The following is a 20,747-nucleotide window of genomic DNA, read 5'->3' as shown; positions in this document are numbered from 1 at the left end:
AACACATGGGCAGGAAATGACCCCAATCGCCTAATGAGCAGTGGTGTTAATCTGCTCGAAACATTTAAATCCAATGGAATAACATTAGATGCAACTCGCTCCCTGCTACTGTCTGATGTGGACATCGGGAAATTCAACACATTTCTTCAAAGTATGGATGGTCGAAATGCAGTCTGGGAAATGGATCTGAAACAGATTGATGAGAAATTAGTTCCTTTTGCCGAAAGGATTATGCAATCGCAAACTTTCCAGTCATTTGATGGTGCTGACCAACAGTATGTCTTGAGTGCCGCAATGAAGTTATTCAACCAAGCCGAATCATATGCCAACAATCTATTAACGCATATGAATAATAGCATTATGTCTTGGGCGCAAATAAAGGCAGAAATAAACAGTCGTCCTGACTATATAGATAGCGGCTTTGACCATGTTATGGAAGGAGCCAATCTGTTCGACAAAATAAAGAATTCTGATACACCGATTTCGGGATGGCTGCATGATTTAGAAACATTGGATATGTCTACGATGACAGAATCTGATTATAAACTTGATGCGCGATTTCAGGTGTTAGAACGAGTTTTCCGTGATCCGAGTAGCGGGGTTAAATTTTTAGACAACTTGGAACAAGGCAAACCAATGCTATTAGGTTTGCCTAATCGATTACAAGATGGAACAGAATCCATCATAGGAATTGATAAAGACGGGACAATTTTTACTGTTAATCAAGATGGCACCAATTTCAGACAATTTTCAAATGGAGAATGGCATTTTGGCTCTGGTAATTATGAAGGAACAAATTTACCTATAATTAAACAGAATTCAAGCGGAAAATGGGTGCTCGCAGCAGGTGGTAATGAAGTAGATTTTGGCACAAATGGGATCGCCCAAGGCGACGGCACCTACATCACCTTTGACCAGGGCGACATCATCCCGGTAGGATTGAATAGCGCTGGGGCAGTCAGCGGCTTTGATATTTTTGGCACCAACGGGCACAACTACACGGTACGTGTCGAAGGCAGCAACACCCTTCTGCAAAAAGTCAGCTGGGGTATACAAGACGGTGTATCCATTGCCAGAAGTGAATATTACGACCTTAACACCGGTCACCCTTACAGCACCATTACCGGCTTTGCCAAACCAAGCACCGGCGAAGCTTTCTACAATGTTAGCGGTGAATTCGGCAATAAAACCCTCAACATCACTCTGCAAGCAGACAACATGGGGGGCTATAGTGTTGTTGACATCACCGCACTGAACGGACACGTCCTTGCCAACACGCAGTCGCTCATAGACAACCTGAACCAGTTTGGCGGACTCACTCCGGAATTCTTTGCAGCCGCTGATGACTACGGCGCCAGCTTTGACCCAAACCGCCATTACGCTTTCAGTGTTGTGGATGAATTGTTTGACCAGGCTCTGGATGGTAAAACCCCTGAAATAGCGACATTTGATGACACGACTATCCTCCAAAGCGGACAGGACATTACCCTCATCAACCAAAGCGGTCATATCGAAACGCTCACACTAGCCTCTGCCCCTGCAACAGCCACTCAAGAATCCCTCAACACCCTCACCAACATCGCCTACGGCCAGGCGGCCTCGTTGATCAACGCCATTCACTATGGCGACAAGTTCGACCAGATCCTGAACGGTATCAAGCTCGCCAACACCATTGCCGTCATGAACGGGCAAGGCTTTGACCTCAGCCCGAATAGCGACTTTGTGCAAGTCACCGGCGGCCTGGGTGCCGCTGCCGGCATTCTGCACAGCATTGATTCGCTCGGCTCAAGCAATGCGCTGACGCAGATCAATGGCCTGTATGGCCTGGTATACAACAGCAATAGCCTGTATGCCGCTACCCAAGGCACTGCCAATGGCTTTGTGACAGACAAGCTCAGCATCGAAATCCTGAGCAAGGTGGGTGCCGTCATCAGCCTGGTGAACTTTGTGAGCAACCTGGATAACTTTGATGACATGCTGGCCAATGGGCAGGTGGGTTCGGTGCTGTCTTCTTTGACAGGGGCGTATCAGGCCGCGGCATTGCTTGAAGGTGGATTGGGCAGCGCCGCTTTGCTCCAGCCGCAAACCCTGCTCATCGTGGCCGTGGCTTCCATCGTGCTGGATGAGATCTTTGGCGAGGACGAGAAAGAACAACCCTTGCCGCCACCGGTGGGTGAAGTGGTGTTTACACCGGGCATGGATGCTGCCGGCCATATCACGGTCAATTACAGTATCAATAACCCCTACCCCGGCAATGAAGGGGTGGATTTCTATCTGGGCAAACAGATGCTCACCAGCCTGCTCAATGGCGTGAACGGGCAGCCCGGCCTGCTGGCAACTATCAAGCAGCAGATTACGGATGCCAACGTACAGCACCTGGATCCGCAAGGCAAGGCAGACCATGCACGGGATCTGGTGCTGGTGGCGAGCCGCATGCCCAAGATCACCATACAGAGCTGGCCGGTGTTTGAAGGCATGGGCAATGGCGAGACCAATTACTTTTATGTGCTCACGCAACTTGACCCGCGCACCGGGGAATCGAACGTACTGGGCATGGCCAATGAAGACATGCTCAGGCATTACGTCACCACCCTGGTCTACCCGGAAGCGGTGATCCAGCAGTGGGAGGCCGACCACCTCCAGCATAAGTTCGGCAATGACCAGGCCCACTGGCAGACCGAAGGCCAGTGGCTCAATGACAAGAGCGGCATTGAGGCCACGCGTGAACAGCTGCAACAGGCCAAGGATGCAGCACAGGCTGCGCTTGACCATGCCAGGGAGAGCCGGCTTGGTACGGACTTCACCAGCACCGGCCTCATCACACAGAAGATAGATACCCAGACCTTTGGCACGGTGACAGACAGCACCGACACCAGTGGTAAATCCGGTGCACTCAAAGCCGCGGCAGAAGCACTGGCCGCCGCCAAAGCCGCTGCGATTGCAGCGGCACAGACCAAACTGGATGCAGCCGAGCATGCACTGGCAGTTTATGAGCAGCAGCACCCGTTCGATGCGCAGCTGGCAGCCCATATCATAGACAGTGCAACCCTGGCGCAGATAGCTCAGCTGGATCCGGTGAAAGACAGTGATGCGATCCATGACCTGATGAGCAATACCGCCTACCAGCATGTGAAACTCATCACCGTGGATATGGGTGACAAAGGCGTTGCCGTGCAATCCCTGCCGCAGGGCATGACCCAGCATGACCTTTACAGTTTGCAGCATGATGGCGTTGCCCGCTTTGATGTGGATAACGATGGCTACCGCGAGGCCACGCAATGGATAGGGCCAACAGATGCCATTCTGGGCATAGACCGCGATGGCAATGGCGTGCTGGATTCAGCCAATGAGTTGCTGAATGGCATCAACACCCCTTATGACCAGAGAGGGCTGGCCAGCCTGGCTTATTACGATAGCAACAATGACCACAAAATTGATGCCAACGATGCCGTATATAACCAGCTGCGGATATGGCACGACTTTAACGGTGACGGCAGTGCCGGTGACCTGGAAACCTTTAATCTCAAGATGCAGCACCCGAGGATGGATGCTGCTGTGATGGCGGCGGCGCTTGCTGGGAATGTGAGCAGAGTAAGTTTCCGCTGATTTCAATCAAGGAATACCAGTAATACTGAGCTTCTCATATTGGTTAAATTATGGGAATATATTCCATTCAAGTAAATTGATTATAGTAATTACAATGACTATTTCTATTAACTGCTTGCACTGGCAATCCTGTTTCAGCCAACTGCCCAGATAATATTGGTACTTGCAAATAAATAACAACATTAAACACACCACTGGATGCATAAAATTTACAGGGAGAAACCGATGTTCAAAGCAATGATTAACCGCTGGGAGGCATGGCGAATTGAGCAAGCAAGGCGAGGTACGCAAATGAGAATGAGAAAACCATTGCTGTTCTCTATTGTTTTGAGTGTGGTTTCTTTTACACCAAATCTTTTGCTAGCTGAACCTGTGCTAAACCTATCAGAAGTGAATGATGAACCTAATCCGATTCTGATTCCAGAAATCAATGCGGAAATTCTACATGGTGAAAAAGCAGGTAGTTATTGGTGGGGGGGTGACAAAAAATCTGGACATGGTTTTGAACTTAAACACAGTCTGGAAATAAAACTTCAAGGGGGAACATATGTAATTCGTCCTATATTTACTAATGATTATGAGAGGGTGTCTCAAAACCTTGCTGAATCCGAGGTTGAGTTGAATGACCATTTAACCGGCTTTAATTATGGCTACTATAAAAGCCTACTTGTATTACAAGGTGTAGCACAAGCAGCCAGTAGTCCTTATATCCAATGGATGGTAATTAGACTAACTCCCAACGGCAAAAAAATTCTAGCATCAGACATTAAAGTTTCATCCTGCATGGACACAAACATTCCTGCTTTATGGGAACCTGGGGAAGTTGAAAATTGGCATTACGACCTAGGTTATCCGCAACATAAAACAATAAAAATCAAAAACCTGGATTCTGATTCTTTATACGAGGTTAAAACCTATTACAAACCAGGTGCTTTACTTAACGAAAATAATCAAGAAATGCAAATCACTGCTTACCCATTTGAATTTTTTGAAATTAGTGCAAATGGTACCGTTCGTGTTGATAACAATCCCATTTTATACAAAAGCTATTACGAGCAAGAAAAAGCTAAGGGAAATACATGGAAAGCTTTTTATTATGGGGTAAGAGCCGGATTGGTAAGAATAAATGAGTATGGGAAGTATGGAGTAAGTCGGGAACAGGCCAGAAAATTTGATCAAAACACTCGCCGTGATTGTGGAAATACTCACAATTTGAATTTACAACAAATATGGAACAATAGGGGACAGACCACGTTTTTCTAAAATCAACATGTTGAATATCCATAATTAATCGTGGTCTGTCCCCTATTATTTGGTGCCCCGCCACCATCACCGCAACACGCAATGAATTACGAGCAAATCAGCAATGAAAAATAACCAAAAATTAAACTAGAGATACTCGCCATGACCGTACAAATTAAAACCAATTTTCGACACAAACTTAAGTCTGTTATCAATTTTTCTTTGGTAATTGCAGCCAGACCAACCTCAAATACCTATCAAATGTAATGGGTATTTAGATATTAGATATACGAGGGCGCCTGCAAAATCACAGAAATGATTCGAAGGCATGTTTTATATTTATGTTATAGATAACAACGATATGTGATAAGCGAAACAATCAGTTCAACAACGCACGAACTGCAATCCTAAACAAATCGGTACAGTCATCATTAATTCCAATATCGTCAGAATGGAGTTTTTATGTTCAAAAATTTATCCGGGACAGCAGCAAAACTGCCGCTACTGTCTTTAATCGTCATTTCATTATTAGGTTCAATGTTTACTGGTAGCGTGCAAGCTGAAGACTATTTGCGTGAAGAGCCGGCATTTGATCAGAAATTTACCATCGTAGATAGCGCAGAGCGCCTTAACAAGCGCGTGTTTCTTAAAAACTACCGTTTGGTAATAGGGCATTGGATAGACAACGAGCATCTGCTGGTTGGTGTGCGTTCCGGCGATGGTTATGACGATAGCAAAACCGACATTCAAAAATGGATCAAGGTCAACATTGGAACCGGCGCAATCGAAGACACCGGCATTCGCGGCAATATTTCCTGTTATGCCGATGGGCAGGCGGTGGTGCACCCTAAGATTGAGGGCGCATTCAATGATCGCACGATGATGGTCGGGACGCTGGGCGGTGACATGCAAACCTTTCCGGAAGGGATGCCTAGAGGTAAACGACTCAATATAGATTGCCAGCTAGTGGATTCAGAGAAGGTGAAGGGTTCCACGACTTATCTGAAAGAAGCGCATGGCAGAATTACGGAAGATGATACTTTTTATAGACAAGATAATATATATAAAGACAACATTCCCAATAGACTTTATCTCCGCAAGCCCGATGGTCAGGAAATCGACATTCCTACCAATCCGGGTGAACGCAACTTCAGTTACGAGATAAAGTATATCCCCTTTGAAAACGCTTACTTACTAACCCCGGAATTTGGTTCGAGCGATTCAACAAAAAGATGGCAGCCTAGATACCCGCTGTTTGTGCGCCTGTTGTATCCGGATGGCAGTGTTAAACGCTTTTCCATGCCGAATGTGCACTTGTTTTCTAAACTCAGAGGGCACAGCGCGACATTCAAGGGCGTACTCTATACCAAGCGCGGGTTGGTATGGCGCTTCAAACGCAAACCCAAACCGCCGACGCTAGGCTTGGTGCATTACAGTGAGGTGCGCTATGACGATTTTTTACAAACCGAACATGAACTGATTCAGGGTAATTTCATCACGCAATCTCCCGATGGCTGCAAGCTGGTGGGGGAAATCCAATCCCGTTTTTCAGACAAATTTTCTTCCGACTACTACGTCACCAATCTCTGTGAGGACAAATTAACCAGTAATAGGGGACAGACCACGATTTTCATATGGCACGATCTTCATTTTTAGGTCTACCCGCCTTTCCTCGTAATACTCGTCTTCCTAAAGCTTCCGCTATCTGTTCTGCAAACCTTGTGTCACCAAGCACGTAGTTTCCATTTGTTGATTGCCTTATCTCATCTACCAGATTTGGGTCTAACTGATATCGAAACAATTCACGATAAGTCGCCTGCCTGGCTTCTTGATTTAATCCTAGCTGTTCATAAATAATATGTGGCTTTATCAGGTCACTAGATTCACCTTGTGCATTGCTGCGATAACTGCTCCATTGATACTCGGCCGGATGCTCTACCATGCCAGCCCTTACCGGGTTGAGTTCAATATAGCGCTGACAGCTCAGAAGATAGCTCTCAGCTTGCGTGGGGCAAGATTTGTATCGACCTTCCCACAAAGTAGGGAACAATAGGGGACAGACCACGTTTTTCTAAAATCAACATGTTGAATATCCATAATTAATCGTGGTCTGTCCCCTATTATTTGTTGATCACCCACTTTGACCACAACATAGTTTTGAAGCATATCGCGGTTAATGACGCTACTGATTAATGACTACAACTCTCATAGAAGCATCTAAACGAACAAGCATTGAGCAATATAAAAGTTAAAAGCATCAACAAAATAACTCTAAATTTATTCATAATTTTCCTATTTAGTTTTAATAAAAGTAAATATAGCGCTCCAAACCTCCGGCTCTGTTATTACCTCTTTGGATAATGTGCTGCGGCACATTGGGTATGCTTATTCTTGCGCGTCTTGGCATTTGCTATATTTATGGCTGCTGGTCTTGTTGAAAATCATGGTTAATCGTGGTCTGTCCCCTATTATTGGTCCCCTATTATTGTCTGTTGGGGGCTAATTGCATATTGGCCGCGGATAAATATACCCTGGGGATTAATGCTTGCACTTTGCTGCCATCCGGCAAGATGGCTTCTTGTTCAACCAGCCAGACGATGTCTGTGGTGAGTTGGGCGATCTGGGCATCCGTCAATGCAACACCGGGAATAAGCTGGTATTCCTCAGCAACGGTGATGCCGTTGGTCATGAGGGCTTGGTATTCGGTTTCGTCGCTGCTGTAGCCAGTGAGAAATCTCCTGCCGGTGAGCTGGTTGATCTGTTCGCGGATGAGACGCTGTTCATAAAAGCCGTCGCCCAGGCGTTTGGTGGTACCGGCAGGGTCGTAGTGCAGGGCATTAAGCATGTATTTAACGTCCTACTTTAGGGGCGGTATTGCGCAGTAGGTTTTTAATATCCCGATTACTATCCTTTTGCATATTTTGCTGGAGCTGCTGGGTTTTGTCAGGATACTCTCGCATGAGGGTGCTTGTGTTGCCGTTGTTCAGCGATGAGGGCTGACTTTTTGGTTCAGAGTTGTTTTGATTTGTCGGTGAAACAGGTTGAACAGTTTCAGCTGGCACTGGTGATGTATTAGTTGAAGTTGCTGGAATGGGTTCTATTTTAACGGACTCTACTAAATGCTTGAACATGGCTTGCATTCTTACATGGGCATCCGGATATTGCAGGGATTCTTTGCTGGCCCCCAACTTTATAGCCATGCTGTAGCCAGTGTCGGCAAGCGGTAGCGCCCATAATTGGAAAGGACCTGCAACTCCATTGAGCGGTCTAGTGCGAAATTTATCTTCCGGTACTTCCTGTACATACCAAGTGAGGTTGTTGACAGTTTTGGTAGTCCATGTGCCCTCTGGATACCATTGGGTAAATCCTGCTTTCATGTCGTCCAGTGGCTGTTTGCGCAAAAATAAGGCGATTGAATGACTGGTCGTCCACCATGATTGATAGCAAAGGGTGTTATAGCCTTTTTCTGTTTTAAGACCGTTCTTCGTTTTTACGGTGTATTCTGGGCGGACGTATCGATCAAAATTAAAATTGCCTGTTTTCGCATCAAATCGTTGCCAGGTGCTACCGCCTTCTTCAAAAATATCCCTGACATTAAAGAATCTGTCCTTAGTTAATCGGTCTTTACTTTCGTATTTTCCTAACTCAACATCCCTATATCCACAGCTTGATTCCCTAATCCATTGGTGTGTAATTTGATACCTATCAAGCAATTTATACTGATAATGAGAGTAAAAGCCCGTTAAAGGCAAATCCAGTGCGCCAGGCTTTAGGAGCCGATCCTCGTTTGCCTTATCTTGTAATTGTCCGGCAACAAATCCACAGGCACTCAATAACACCATGGAAAACACTAATACCATATTCCGCATGATTATCTCCCTACCGTATTGTTATCGATACGCTCACCACCTTGATATTGAATCAGTTTGGCATTTCCATCTAGCGTACCTTGTGGGCCGCCTGGCACAGGTATTTCCACCTGCGTACAACCTGCCGCACCCGTACCATAACAACTGTGCATGCTGTTACTGGTTGAGAACACCTGCCATAAGTCTTTCAATGTCCAAGTGCCGATATTTCCACCGGATAAGCTAGATGTAGAAACCGGATCATTACTGAAGTAGTTATAAGTAATTTCTTTTTTATTGCCTGACGATCCTTGAACAGCTGCTGCCTTATCGGTATATTCCACCGCATCTGCTGCACCACCCACACCACGAACAATCAGGTTAGGATTGGTGTAAGTATTACCGTTTTCATCTGGGCGGTTGGCAAGAATCGTAAATGCACCTTCTTGCACTAATGTACCACGGCTGTGTCCTAACGATTCGGTAGCTTGCTGTTCTCGACTTCTTAATAAATCGGCATACAACTCTTGGCCATTGGTATAACCCAGGAAGTTAGCCAGGCCATAGTCGGAAGATGTTACTATTTTTTCGTAGGCGACACCGAGTAGTTCAGAAACCTTATTGGTTGCCGGTGCAATGTGCATCAGGTAAACAACAGTGGGCTTATCCTCCTTACCTGTTATCTCATTTATGATTGGTTTCGTATTCTGATACGCCAATTCCGCCCCTCGTTCTTCGTCATTCAGGATACCATTGACTGCAACAATCGAACCGGCAGGCACGTTGGCAACCTCTTTCGGGTCAATTTCAGTGCGTACCAGTAATTTAGGGTTGGCCTGGCAATCAGCACCTTGCGGACATTCCACCTTGAATACCTTAGGTGTGGCTTGCAAGCGTGAGCGGTAAGCTTCATCGGTAAATGCAGTAATAGCGGTTACCGCCAGCATCCTATCCGCCTGCTCCTGCTGCACCTTCTCTTGCAATTCCTGCACATCCGGTTTTGCCAATACACGGTTGGTATTGGTCGTATCTCGGTTTAGTACGGCAACGGTTTCTTCCGCGGTTCTGCCGGTGAGTTGCTGTTGTTTAGCTTCATCTGTAATCGTGATAGTGGCAGGAGCAATTGCACTCAGCGTTGTACTGCTGTCACTGATATCTGCTTCCCCATGATTTTGCAGGTTGCCAGCGATGCCTTTGATTGCGCCATATTTACTATTGAGCATATTGGTGCTGATTGTGGTGCCACTGCTGCTGGCTTCTGCGTCCATGTGGTTTTGAATATTGCTTACAGCGAGGGTGCCGGTGGTGAATTGGTTCTTTTCTGTGGGGGCAGCGCTTTCTATCACTGCGCCTTTTAGGTCTGTATTGCCTTGGGTGGTAATGTTAAAGCCTTGCTCTCCGGCTTTGATGCCGGATTGCTCATAAACACTGGCGTAGTTGCTGTTGCTATTTTGTTTGCTCTGGCTCACAGCGCCAAAGGTGTTGCCCAGTGTAGGCGATGCTACAGGTACGCTGATGCTAATGCCGGTATTGCTTTGTTTGGCTTTACTGATTGACGTATCTTGCAGGCTTTCTATATTCAAGTCACTTGCATTGGCGGTCACTTGCTTACCTTCTGCATTTGCACCTATTAGATTGGTATCATTACCTGAGTTAAGTGTGAGCGTTTCTCCTGCCGTAACATGGGTGTTATTGTAAGTGGCGCTGTCACTGTTGGCACTGCCTTTACCACGGCTGGCTGCCAAATCTACACTTAACCCGGCTCCGCTTGCTCCTACGCCTACAGAAACACCAATGCTGGTGCTGCTGGATTTGTTTTTGCTTTGGTTGGATTCTGTATCAGTACTGGCAATTAGGTTGATGTTTTTTGCAGCTTCCAGTGTGATGTTTTGATCAGCTGCAATGGTACTGCCTTGTACGGTAAGATTATCCTGCGTGGCTTTAATATTTACGTCGCCGCCAGCTTTAATCAGGCTACCCTGCTGAGTAGCTACATTGGTAGTACTGCTGCTTTTGGCACTGGATGTCCCAATGCTAACGCTGAGTTTGACACCAGCCGTACTGGCTGCATCTTGAACGTTGCCAGCTTGAACGGCACTGGTTATTGCCTTGCCTTGTTCTTGTAATGTAGATACATTTGCATAAGTTTGCAGTGCATTGAGTACTTTATTACGATTGCTGTCACTGATAACTGTTGCCTCAGTTGTACCTGCAACATTCTGGGCTAGATTAAGTGCACTGCTACTGACACCTACAGTAATCCCGCTTTGCTTGTACTTCATGCTCTGCTGGTTAGCGTAGGTGTCAGTAGCGGCATTGATGTCAACTTTTTGTGCGCTGATGTTGATGTCGCCCTGTGGTGTGAGTACGTCACTTGCCGTCTGCGTGTATTGGTTGCCGCTGGTGATGTTCACATCCCCTTCTACACTGCCTACGATGCTGCCGACGTTAATGACCTGCTGGGTGTCGTTGGTGGTGGTGAGTTTACTGCTGCCGTAACCGATGCTGGTGGATGATGCGCTGAAGCCGGTTTTCTTTTCTTTGTAGTAGTGCGTTTCATCATGCGTGGCTTGGGCTGATTCAATCGTGACATTGTTGCCTGCATTGAGGTCAACGTTGTTGGTGCCGACTACATTGCTACCTTTAATAGTTAGATTATTCCCTGCATTCATGTCTACGCTGTCGCCGCTGAAGGTGCTGCTGATGACTTCGCTGTCGTTGAAGCTGTCGCGACGTTCGGTTTTTTTGCTGCTGAAGGTGCCGCTCTTTTTGGTGGTGCGGGCGGCGGCCAGGTTGCTGGTGGCAACGCCTGATTCTATGGTGAGGTTGTTGCCGGCGTTGGCGTTAAGGCTGCCGTTGTCGCTGCTGACGGTGGCGGCACGGGCAGTGAGGTCGTTGCCGGCGTTGAGGAGGATGTCGCCTTCGGTCTGGATCACGGTGCCGATCTCTTGCGTGTTGCCGTGTTTGATGTAGTTCTTGCTGTTCTTAATGGTGTTGTTCTGTTCGGCGGTGGTGAGGGTGGTCAGGTTCAGGTTGTTGCCGGCGTTGAGTACTGTCATGCCATTCTGACCGGAATTACTGATCATTGCACCTTGCAGGTTGAGATTGTGATCAGCACTGGCAATCAGGATGCCGTTGGGGTTGGTTATGTAAAGGCCGGCGATACGGTCCAGGTTGGTGCGCGTAAAACTGCTGGCACCGGCTGTGTTTTGGCTGCTTTGGGTGGTGCTGGCAATGTTGATGTCGCGTCCAGCTTGCAGGATCAGTGTGTCTTCGGCTTCAATGCGTCCGCCCAGGTTGTTGATGTCCTGGGTGGCGTCAAGGCTGGTGATGTTGCCGCTGATACGGCCACCGAGGTTGTGGAGGTTGTCGGCACTGATGCTGGTGAGGGTGCGGCCGGCAATACTGCCGCTGTTGACTAATGTTCCGCCTGCGCCCGTCGCAGGGTCTCCGTTTAATTTTAGATTGATGCTGTTACCTGTCAGCAGGGTGCCTTGACCGTCGATATCTCCCGGTTGCAGTCTGACGTATACCTGCGGTACCAGGGCTTGCACGGTGGTGCCATCGGCAAGGGTGATGGTCTTCTCGACCAGCCAGACGATGTCACTGGTGAGTTGGGCGATCTGCGCTTCACTTAAGGCCACACCAGGGATGAGCTGGTATTGCTGGGCGAAGGTGATGCCATTGGTCATGAGCGCTTGATATTCGGTTTCGTCGTTGCTGTAGCCGGTGAGGAAACGTCTGCCGGTGAGTTGGTTGATCTGCTCACGGATCAGGCGCTGTTCGTAAAAGCCGTCACCCAGGCGTTTGGTGAGGGTGGCAGGGTCGTAGCGCAGGGCGGTGAGCATGTAGTCTGAGCTGAGCCAGGTTTTATAGTTGGCGAATCTGGGGTCGGTTTCTACATAGTAAGCTGCGGTTGAATCTGGCTTGGTGTGGAACAGGCTGTTGTTAGGCAGCACGGTATTCGGGCTGACGGTACGTACCAGGGTGTCTGGTCCGGTTTGGGTGGGTGTGGTCACAGCCCCTGCTTGCGTTGCATCGGTAACATGCGCGCTATCCACATTGCCGGTGCCGGTGTTTTGCGGGGGGGCGCTGATGCCCTGCACCGTGCCGTGACTGATGGCGGCAACTTTATCCGTTTGCCTGGCATCCGTCACATTGGCTGCGCCAATGCGACCTGCATGGATGTTGTTGGGTGTGGTGCTGACGGTTTGTGCGGTGTTGCCTGCAACGCTAGCCACGGTGCCAACCTGGGGGCCGCTGCCTTGGGTGCTGCCTGTGTTCACGCCGGCATTGGCGGCATTGGCGCCTTCTGCTTGGGGTGTGGCATTGCCGGTGGTGAGCGTGCCTATGCCGGTTCCGGTGCCGGGCACCGCGGTGAGTTGCTCGATACGTCCGACATTCAGGCTGAAGCTGGTCACTTCAGTCGCAGGATTGTATGGGCCGAAATAAGAGATGTCATAACAGCCGTCACCGGGGTCGCTACAGCTTTCATTGCCATCATAGTCATAGAAATAAGTGCGGCCGCTGTAACTTTTTACGGTTTGTCCGGTGCTGTTGAGGTTTTGCAGGCTGGCACCCGTGACATCCAGTGTGCCGCCGGCGATCATCTGGCTGTCGCTGTTGGTGAGGTTGCCGCTGACCGTCATGTTGCCGCCGGACAGGATTCGTCCGGGATGGGAGGTTACGACCTGTGTTGCGGTGGTTGCCGTCGTGCCGGTAAAGCGGTAATACTCCCTGAAGGTGTAAATATCCGCTGTGCGCCAGGATATATTAAAGTTGCCGATCTGTGCGCCGGGATAGTGCTCGGCATCCAGCACAACACTGGTGCCTTTGGGCGTAAACCAGTGGAAGCTGCCGGTCGCGATCTGTACTTCTTGCGTGACGAGGGCTGGATTCAGGTTTTGCAGGTCGGCAGCAGAGAGTTGCAGGTTGCCGAGCGCTTCGATGGTGGCGCCGCTATTGATCAGTGTATTCGCTTGCGCTTGCCCAGGCATAACGGTCGCTTCATGATTGGCATCCAGGCTGCCGCCGATGGCCATGTCGCCGACACTGAACAGCAGGGCGTCATTGCGGTTGGTGATAGTTTGTGCGCCAATGTCGAGACGGTCACGTGCGGCAATCACGGCTGATTTGGTAACGCCACTCACGGTTTCTTCCGCGTTGTTGAGGGTGGCTGCGGCGATGGCAACATGGTCTCCGTAGAGGCGGCCGGTGCCGGTGTTGTTGAGGGTGCCCGTGTCGATCAAGGTATCGCTGCCATCGATCAGGCCACGGTTGGTCGTTGTGTTGCTTACATGCAGGGCGGTATTGGCCGCACTGATTTCAGCACCTGCCTGGTTATCAATATTCGCTGCGCTTAGGTCAAGGTTGCCGCCTGCCAATAGCTGCGCCTGGTTGGTGAGGGTGCCCGTAGTGACCAAGGTCGCATTGCCGTCCGCCTGCCATTGGCCGGTGTGCGTATAGTCAGTGGTGAGCTTGGTGATCAGATCGCCTTGACTCAGCACTTTGCCGTCGCCGGTCAGGCTTTTGCTGTCGATGTTGAGGCCAGCCCCAGCAATCATAGTGCCATTGGTGTTGGTGACGGCCAGTGTTTTACCGGCTGCATTGCTGTTGGCATTTGCCAGCCTGTCGGCAATACTCAGGGTGTCGGCAGAGGAGAGTCTGCCTTGGCTGTTGTTGAGCGCACCGCTGCCGATGATGGCAAGGGTGTTGTCGGCACGCATCGCGCCGGTATTGTTGTTGATCTGGTCAGCGCTGACCAGAACGGACTGGCCTTCAATCCCCTTGGCTATGTCTTGGGTATTGCGATTATCGACACTGGCCGAGGTCAGTGTCAGGGTTTGGCCTGACCTTAGCAATCCACTTTGGTTGTTGATGCTGTTTGCCGCGCTGTTGCCGACATTGACGTTAACATTACCCAATGCCTCCAGGCGACCCGTCTGGTTATCCAGGCTGGTGCCATTGAGTGCGATGGTCGCCTCGCTGGTCATGGTGCCGTCATGGTTGCTGATGGCTGCACTATTGGCAATGATCGCACCTTCAGCACCGATATAGCCGGCCTGGTTATTAAGTGCGCCAGTGGTGAACGTGGCGCTGCCTTGCGACAGGATGCCCTGGGCGCTGCCGCTGTTGCGGTTGGTCAGCGCCTGGCCATGGGTGTTGATGACCAGATTGCCACCGGACTGGATCAGGCCGGCGTCATTGCTGAGGGTGCCGGTTTGCAGATCAAGGCCAGCGGTCGTGATGATGGTGCCAGCAGTGTTGTCCAGCCATTGAGATTGCGTGTCAATATTGGCGCTGTTGGCAAACAAATTGCCGTCTGTGTTATTGAGGCCTTGGCTATTGGTATGCAGTTGCTGTGCAGCGCTGATTTGACCTGCTGCATTATTGATACTGCCTGCTGTCGCTGCCACATCGGCACCGGCATGTACCGAGGCAATCGTGCCGCTGCTGTTATCAAGGCTGGACGTACTGAGCGTAAGCGCCTGATTGGCGGCGATAAGACCCTGGCCGTTACTGATACCGCTGCCGGTATTGCTTGTCTTGACGTCCAGCTTATTACTCGCCGTGACCTGGCCTTGCGTGTTGTTTAGTCTGTCTGCATTGAGTGTCAGCGTACCGCCCGCTTTTATGTTGCCGGCAATGTTGTTGAATGAAGTATTATCAATGGTGCCTGTGGCATTGATGATGAGATTCGAAGTGCCTGCTGCTTGCCCTGAGACTTGGCCGGAAGTTTGAATGGTACCGCCCTGGTTGATCAGATCACCCACGGCAAGGGTGGCGGCCCCGTTACCGGCGATCATGCCATCGGTGTTGTCGAGCTTGATGCTGGCGTGAATACTGGCGGCATCCGACCCTGTCTGAATCATCTCTCCGCTCCGGTTAGAGAGTGTTGCGGTATCTGCGTTGATGTGTTTGGCAATGGTGCTGGCATTGTCCAGTGTTGCCGTGGTTGCGGTGAAATCCAGATCGCCATTGCTCAGGATCTGCCCGGCACTGCCCTTGAACGTGGTGCTGGTGATCTTGAGCTTACCTGACCCGGCGTGTTCTATGCTGGCTTGTTTACCGGTGCTGCTGGTGTTGGTAATGGTCTGCGCTGCCAGCGTCAGGTTGTTGCTGTTAGTGGCAATGCGTCCCTGTTCATTGCTCAGGTCGCCGGCAAGGCTGATCGTGGTATCACCCGTCCCTGTCTGTACCAGTGCGCCGCCAATGTTAGATAGATCGTGTGCTGCCAGGTTGAGCTGGTCGGCAGAAACTGTAGCCGCATCGGTGGTCAATGTCTTGGTGGCACTTGCAGCCAGTGTTTCACTGGCTGCGATGCTGGCATTGGCAGCATTCAGGCTGCCGCTACCCGCTGTGAGGCTGAGGTTACGGGCAACGGTTTGGCTGCCGGATATATCCATGGATTGTGCAATGATGGTTTGATCACCTGCGGCCAGGTTCTGACCCAGGGCTGTGACTGATTGTGTTGCGGATATCGCCAGATTGCCGGTCGCATGATCAAGGCTGGCAGCGACCTTGTCCAGGCTGCCATCGGCGTTAAGCCCTGCGGCAATCACCCCAGTTGCGGTGCTATTGAGTTTGCTGTTTGCGCCGTTGGCATGGATACCGGTGTTGCCATGCGCTGCGATCAGGCCGCTATTAGTAAGGTCACCTTGGGCTACAAGGCTTGCATCACCCTGGGCATACAAAGTGCCACTGTTCGCGACATTATCGCTCGCATCCAGCGCCAGGTCATGCGTGGCTTGTATATCACTTTGGTTGTTAATATTTTTTGTTGTCAAGTGAAGGTCGCGCTGGGCAATGATAAGCCCGGTACCGGTGTTATCAAGCGTGCCGGAAGTGGTGATACTGGTATCCAGACCGCCGATCTGACCATTGATGTTATTCAGTGAAGCGGCACTGACGGTAGTGTTCTTGCTGGCGGCAATGAGACCGGACGTGTTGTTGAATGCACCTGCAGCAGTCACATTGACAGCACCTGCGACAGATTGAATGGCTGCTTGCGTGTTGTTGATATTAGCAGCCGAAGCAAGCGACACGCCGTTATCTGCGACGATATTGCCCTGGCTGTTATCAATACCATTCACGGTGCCAGTAGCGCTGATCCGGAGCATATCTCCCGCCAGAATCTGACCTTGATGGTTGTCTACGCTAGCGGCATTGACAACAGTCGTACCCCCGGCTTGCAAGTGACCCGCAACGCCATTGAATAGCCGATTATCCACTGTACCTGTGGCATTCAAAGTCAGGTTCGATGACCCTGCCCCTTGTATCCGGCCACCCCGGTTAATTAAGTCACCTACCGTAAAAACGGTATTGCCATTACTGGCGATGTCACCGCCGGTATTGTCCAGTTGGGTCGTGGCTTTAATACTGGCCGCTCCGCTACCGGTCTGGATGATCTCGCCGTTTTGATTGCTGAGTGTCGTGGTGTCTATACTGACTTTCTCAGCAATGGTGCTGCCATCGTTCAAACTGGCGGTTTTCGCAGTCAATTCAAGATTTCCGTTGCTTTGCACCGCCCCGGCATTGCCGTTGTAAGCAATGGCGGTCATGGTGAGCGTGCCGGTACCGGCGTGTTCTATGCTGGCTTGTTTACCGGTGCTGCTGGTATTCGTGATCGTATTAGCTGCCAGCTTCAGGTTGCTGCTGTTAGTGGCAATGCGTCCTTGAGTATTGTTCAGGTCACCTGCCAGGTTGATTACGGTATCACCGGCACCGGTCTGTACCAGTTCACCGCCAATGTTAGATAGATCGTGTGCTGCCAGGTAGAGTTGGTCGGCAGAAACTGTAGCTGCATCGGTGGTCAGTGTCTTGGTGGCACTTACAGCCAGTGTTTCACTGGCTGCGACGCTGGCATTGGCAACATTCAGGTTGCCGTTGTCGGCGCTCAGGGTGAGATTCTTACCGTAAATTGTGCTGTCTGCCAAATCAAGAGATTGTGCCATAACCGCCTGATTACCTGCAGACAGGTATTGGCCAGTGCTGGTGATCGATTGCGTGGCGGTCAGCTTGAGGTTGCCTGCCGCACTGAATGTGCCATCTACCTTGAGACCGGCAGCCATCACGCCAGTCGCTATGTTGCTGATATTACTGCCGGTGCCATCCGCGGTGACCGTCATGTTACCCTGTGCCGCAATCAGGCCGCGATTGCCCAGGTTGCTATTGGTCGTAATCGTGTTGTTGGACTGGGCGTAAATGGTACCGCTATTGGTAATGGTATCGCTGGCATTCAATGTGAGATGGCGTATGGCCTGAATGTCGCCTTGGTTGTTAAGTTTACCGGTGCTGAGGGTTAAATCACGTTGCGCAACAATCAGCGCGTTACCGGTGTTATCAAGATTACCGGTCGTAGTAATGGCAGTATCAAGACCGCTGACCTGGCCATCGGTATTGTTCAGTGAAGCGGCACTGACGTTGGTGTTATGGCTGGCGGCAATCAGTCCGCTTGTGTTGTTGATAGCCCCCGCTGCCGTGAGGCTGATTATGCCTGCGGCAGACTCAATGCCGGCTTGCGTGTTGTTGATGCCAGCACCTGAATTGAGGTTGACGCCATCATCTGCCACGATGTGCCCTTGATGGTTATCAATGCCGTTTACAGTGCTGCTGGTCGTGACCTCCAGCATATCGCCGGCTAAGATCCAACCTTGTATGTTATTGAGGCTGGCGGCATTGAGTGTCACTGCACCGCCCGCTTGCAGGCTGCCGTCAACGCCGTTCAATGCACTGTTGTCTACAGCACCTGTGGCATTGACGGTGAGGCGCGCCAAGCTGGCCACTTGTATTGTCCCGCCCTGGTTGATCAGACTACCGGTGGTCAGCGTGGTGTTGCCATTGCTGGCGATGACACCGCCGGCATTGTCCAGCTGGGTCGTGGCTTTAATGCTGGTGGCACTTGCTCCGGTCTGGATGATTTCGCCGTTTCTGTTGCTGAGCGTGGTAGTGTCAATGGCAATCTGTTTGGCCACAGTGCTACCGTTATCCAGCGTTGCAGCCGTCGCTTTGAAATCAAGCGCACCGTTGCTTTGAACCGCACCATCGGCCCCATTGAATGTAGCGCTGGTCACTTTAAGCACACCGCTCCCGGCATGTGTCATATTGCCACCGGTATTGGTGAGGGTTTGTGCGGCCAATGTTAAATTATTGGCATTGGTCTCAATCCGGCCTTGCGTGTTGTCCAGATCACCAGCCAGGGTAATCGTCAGATCAGCAGTGCCGAGCTGTTGCAGAGTGCCTTGCGTGTTGATGACATCATGCGCATTCAGGGTCAGCGTATTGCCGATATTGAACAGGCCTCTGCTGTTATCCAGTGTTGTCGTATGGATGTCAGCATCCGATACATGGATCTCACCCTGTACGTTGCTGAAGGTATTGCCTGTGACCGCGAACCTGTTTAGGTTCAGGGCAGCACTGTTTTGCAGGCCGTTGCTTGCGGTGACTTCCATATCGCCATTGGCGGTGATCTGGCCGCCATCATTGTGAACATCACCGCTGATATTGATAACGCCGGCAGCAAGGACTACCGGCGCGACAGGGACTACCGTCGAGGCATCATTACCTGCCGTGGTCGGCGGTGGCGTAGTTGTACCGGCACCTGTGGTACCGCCTGTACCTGTACCGCCTGAATTGCCGCCGGTGAGCGGAAGATTGCCGATCACACCATCATTGCTATTGTTCAGTGCAGCCGCGGTCAGGCTGATGGCCTGCGATCCGGTTTGCTGGATCGTGCCTTGCATATTGCTGAGACTTGCCGCGGCAATATCCAGTCGTTGGCCGCTGAACGTCCCTTGCTGATTGCGCAATGCGCCAGAACTATCAAGTTTGAGTTCCTGTCCTGTAACAATGAGCCCACTGTTGGCCACATCTCCCTGATTGCTGATTTGCAGGTTGGATTGTGAAGAGATTGTGCCGCTATTATTGAACCCTTTGCTGCTAAATAGCAGGTCATTACCGACGCCTGCGGTGCTAATGGTACCGCTATTGATGAGTTGTCCGTCAGCGGTGATGCCGACCTGTCCGGCACCGGCACCAATGTTGCCGGCATTACGTACACCCAACCCAGCCTCGGTGCCGATCAGGGTAATCTTGCCGGCATACATGCCGCCCAGCGCGGCAACATCCAGCGCAAACCCGGATGCCGGGGCGGCGCCGCTGGCTGTGATTTTGTTGGTTTGTGTGTTGACCGCATTGACTTGATTGGCACCGGTGGTGATTTTTAAATCATTGGCCCAGATGCCGGCATTCACTTCCACGGCACGGGCGATGATGTCAGTGTAATTGCTGCGGCTCGCATCGAGGCCATTGCCCCAGATGTTAACGCTGCCGCCGGTGACGCGGTAACCGGTGAGGTCACCACCGCTTAAAGTTGGCGTGCCGGTCGTGAGTACTCCGCGGCTGGCGTTGATGAAGCCGCAGCCGTTACACGAAATGCCATTGGGGTTGGCAATAATAAGCTCGGCACGGCTACCGGCAATTTCCATATAGCCGTTCAAATAACTGGGGTTGCTGCTGTTGATTTCATTCAGGATAACACGGGCAGTGCCGGTAGCCAGCCATGGGTTGCCTTGTATCCAGCCGCCGAGTTCGGTTTGTACATTGCTGCGGCTGTTGTTGAAGATCATGCCTTGCTCCGGCACATTGAGGGTTCCGTAAACATTGCGTGAAACACCGGCAGCGCTCGGGGTCTGTATGTTGACGACTTCTACACCATTTGGGGCGCTCAATATGGTAGCCCGCTGGTTGCCGGGCACATTGGTAGCGGCCTTGGCTTCGGCATGCGCCGGGTTGATGTTGACCGGGTTAGGTACGACTGCTACCAAGCCTAAGGCACACATAAGGGAGAATGCCAGCGGGCGCAGGGTAACGCTTATGTCGTTCTGGTTTTTTATTAGCAGATTATCAGTCTGTGAACTGTTAGTCGATTCCGCACCGGACATATGCGATTTAACAAACTCAGCGACAACCATCATCATGCCACGAGCAACATTGAAGATGATGCGGAAGCGGTTTTTATTCATAATGGCTGCCTTTTATGATCTTTGTAAG

General features: G+C 50.6%; 7 protein-coding genes. 3 read left to right on the top strand and 4 right to left on the bottom strand.

Going from position 1 to position 20,747, the window contains the following annotated elements; translation table 11 throughout:
* The first annotated feature begins 834 nt into the window (after positions 1-834).
* From GQ51_RS09215 to GQ51_RS09205, 3 genes are all read left to right on the top strand, one after another.
* Positions 835-3,606, top strand: a complete 2,772-nt coding sequence (locus tag GQ51_RS09215) for a hypothetical protein (protein WP_152604132.1) — start codon at positions 835-837, stop codon at positions 3,604-3,606.
* Positions 3,607-3,831: 225 nt separating this feature from the next.
* Positions 3,832-4,869: a hypothetical protein gene (locus GQ51_RS09210; protein ID WP_152604131.1), complete on the top strand. Its 1,038-nt coding sequence runs from the start codon at positions 3,832-3,834 to the stop codon at positions 4,867-4,869.
* A gap of 441 nt (positions 4,870-5,310) precedes the next feature.
* Positions 5,311-6,504, top strand: coding sequence for a hypothetical protein (locus GQ51_RS09205; RefSeq protein ID WP_047552227.1), 1,194 nt, complete (start codon positions 5,311-5,313; stop codon positions 6,502-6,504).
* On the opposite strand, the gene GQ51_RS12335 is transcribed toward GQ51_RS09205, so the two are convergent.
* The 4 genes from GQ51_RS12335 to GQ51_RS09190 form a co-directional block, all read right to left on the bottom strand.
* On the bottom strand, positions 6,479-6,790 hold the full coding sequence (locus GQ51_RS12335) for a hypothetical protein (RefSeq protein WP_200884414.1): 312 nt from the start codon (positions 6,788-6,790) through the stop codon (positions 6,479-6,481). The two genes, GQ51_RS09205 and GQ51_RS12335, sit on opposite strands and share 26 nt — an antisense overlap.
* A gap of 540 nt (positions 6,791-7,330) precedes the next feature.
* Positions 7,331-7,693 (bottom strand): S-layer family protein, encoded by a 363-nt coding sequence (locus tag GQ51_RS09200; protein WP_047552226.1) that lies wholly within the window; start codon positions 7,691-7,693, stop codon positions 7,331-7,333.
* A gap of 4 nt (positions 7,694-7,697) precedes the next feature.
* Positions 7,698-8,717: a hypothetical protein gene (locus GQ51_RS09195; protein WP_047552225.1), complete on the bottom strand. Its 1,020-nt coding sequence runs from the start codon at positions 8,715-8,717 to the stop codon at positions 7,698-7,700.
* 2 nt (positions 8,718-8,719) lie between these two features.
* Positions 8,720-20,719 carry a two-partner secretion domain-containing protein gene (locus GQ51_RS09190; RefSeq protein ID WP_047552224.1) on the bottom strand — a complete coding sequence of 4,000 codons (12,000 nt, stop codon included), beginning with the start codon at positions 20,717-20,719 and terminating at the stop codon, positions 8,720-8,722.
* Positions 20,720-20,747: the final 28 nt, after the last annotated feature.

It is taken from the genome of Methylotenera sp. G11, from assembly GCF_000799735.1.
Classification (GTDB): domain Bacteria; phylum Pseudomonadota; class Gammaproteobacteria; order Burkholderiales; family Methylophilaceae; genus Methylotenera.
Note: the sequence above shows the minus strand (reverse complement) of the source record. Positions and strands in the feature narration are given on the sequence as shown.

Coding starts and splice junctions, on each gene's coding strand:
- GQ51_RS09190 (WP_047552224.1), bottom strand. CDS start 20,719: ATGAATAAAAACCGCTTCCGCATCATCTTCAATGTTGCTCGTGGCATG.
- GQ51_RS09200 (WP_047552226.1), bottom strand. CDS start 7,693: ATGCTTAATGCCCTGCACTACGACCCTGCCGGTACCACCAAACGCCTG.
- GQ51_RS09210 (WP_152604131.1), top strand. CDS start 3,832: ATGTTCAAAGCAATGATTAACCGCTGGGAGGCATGGCGAATTGAGCAA.
- GQ51_RS09205 (WP_047552227.1), top strand. CDS start 5,311: ATGTTCAAAAATTTATCCGGGACAGCAGCAAAACTGCCGCTACTGTCT.
- GQ51_RS09195 (WP_047552225.1), bottom strand. CDS start 8,717: ATGCGGAATATGGTATTAGTGTTTTCCATGGTGTTATTGAGTGCCTGT.
- GQ51_RS12335 (WP_200884414.1), bottom strand. CDS start 6,790: ATGGTAGAGCATCCGGCCGAGTATCAATGGAGCAGTTATCGCAGCAAT.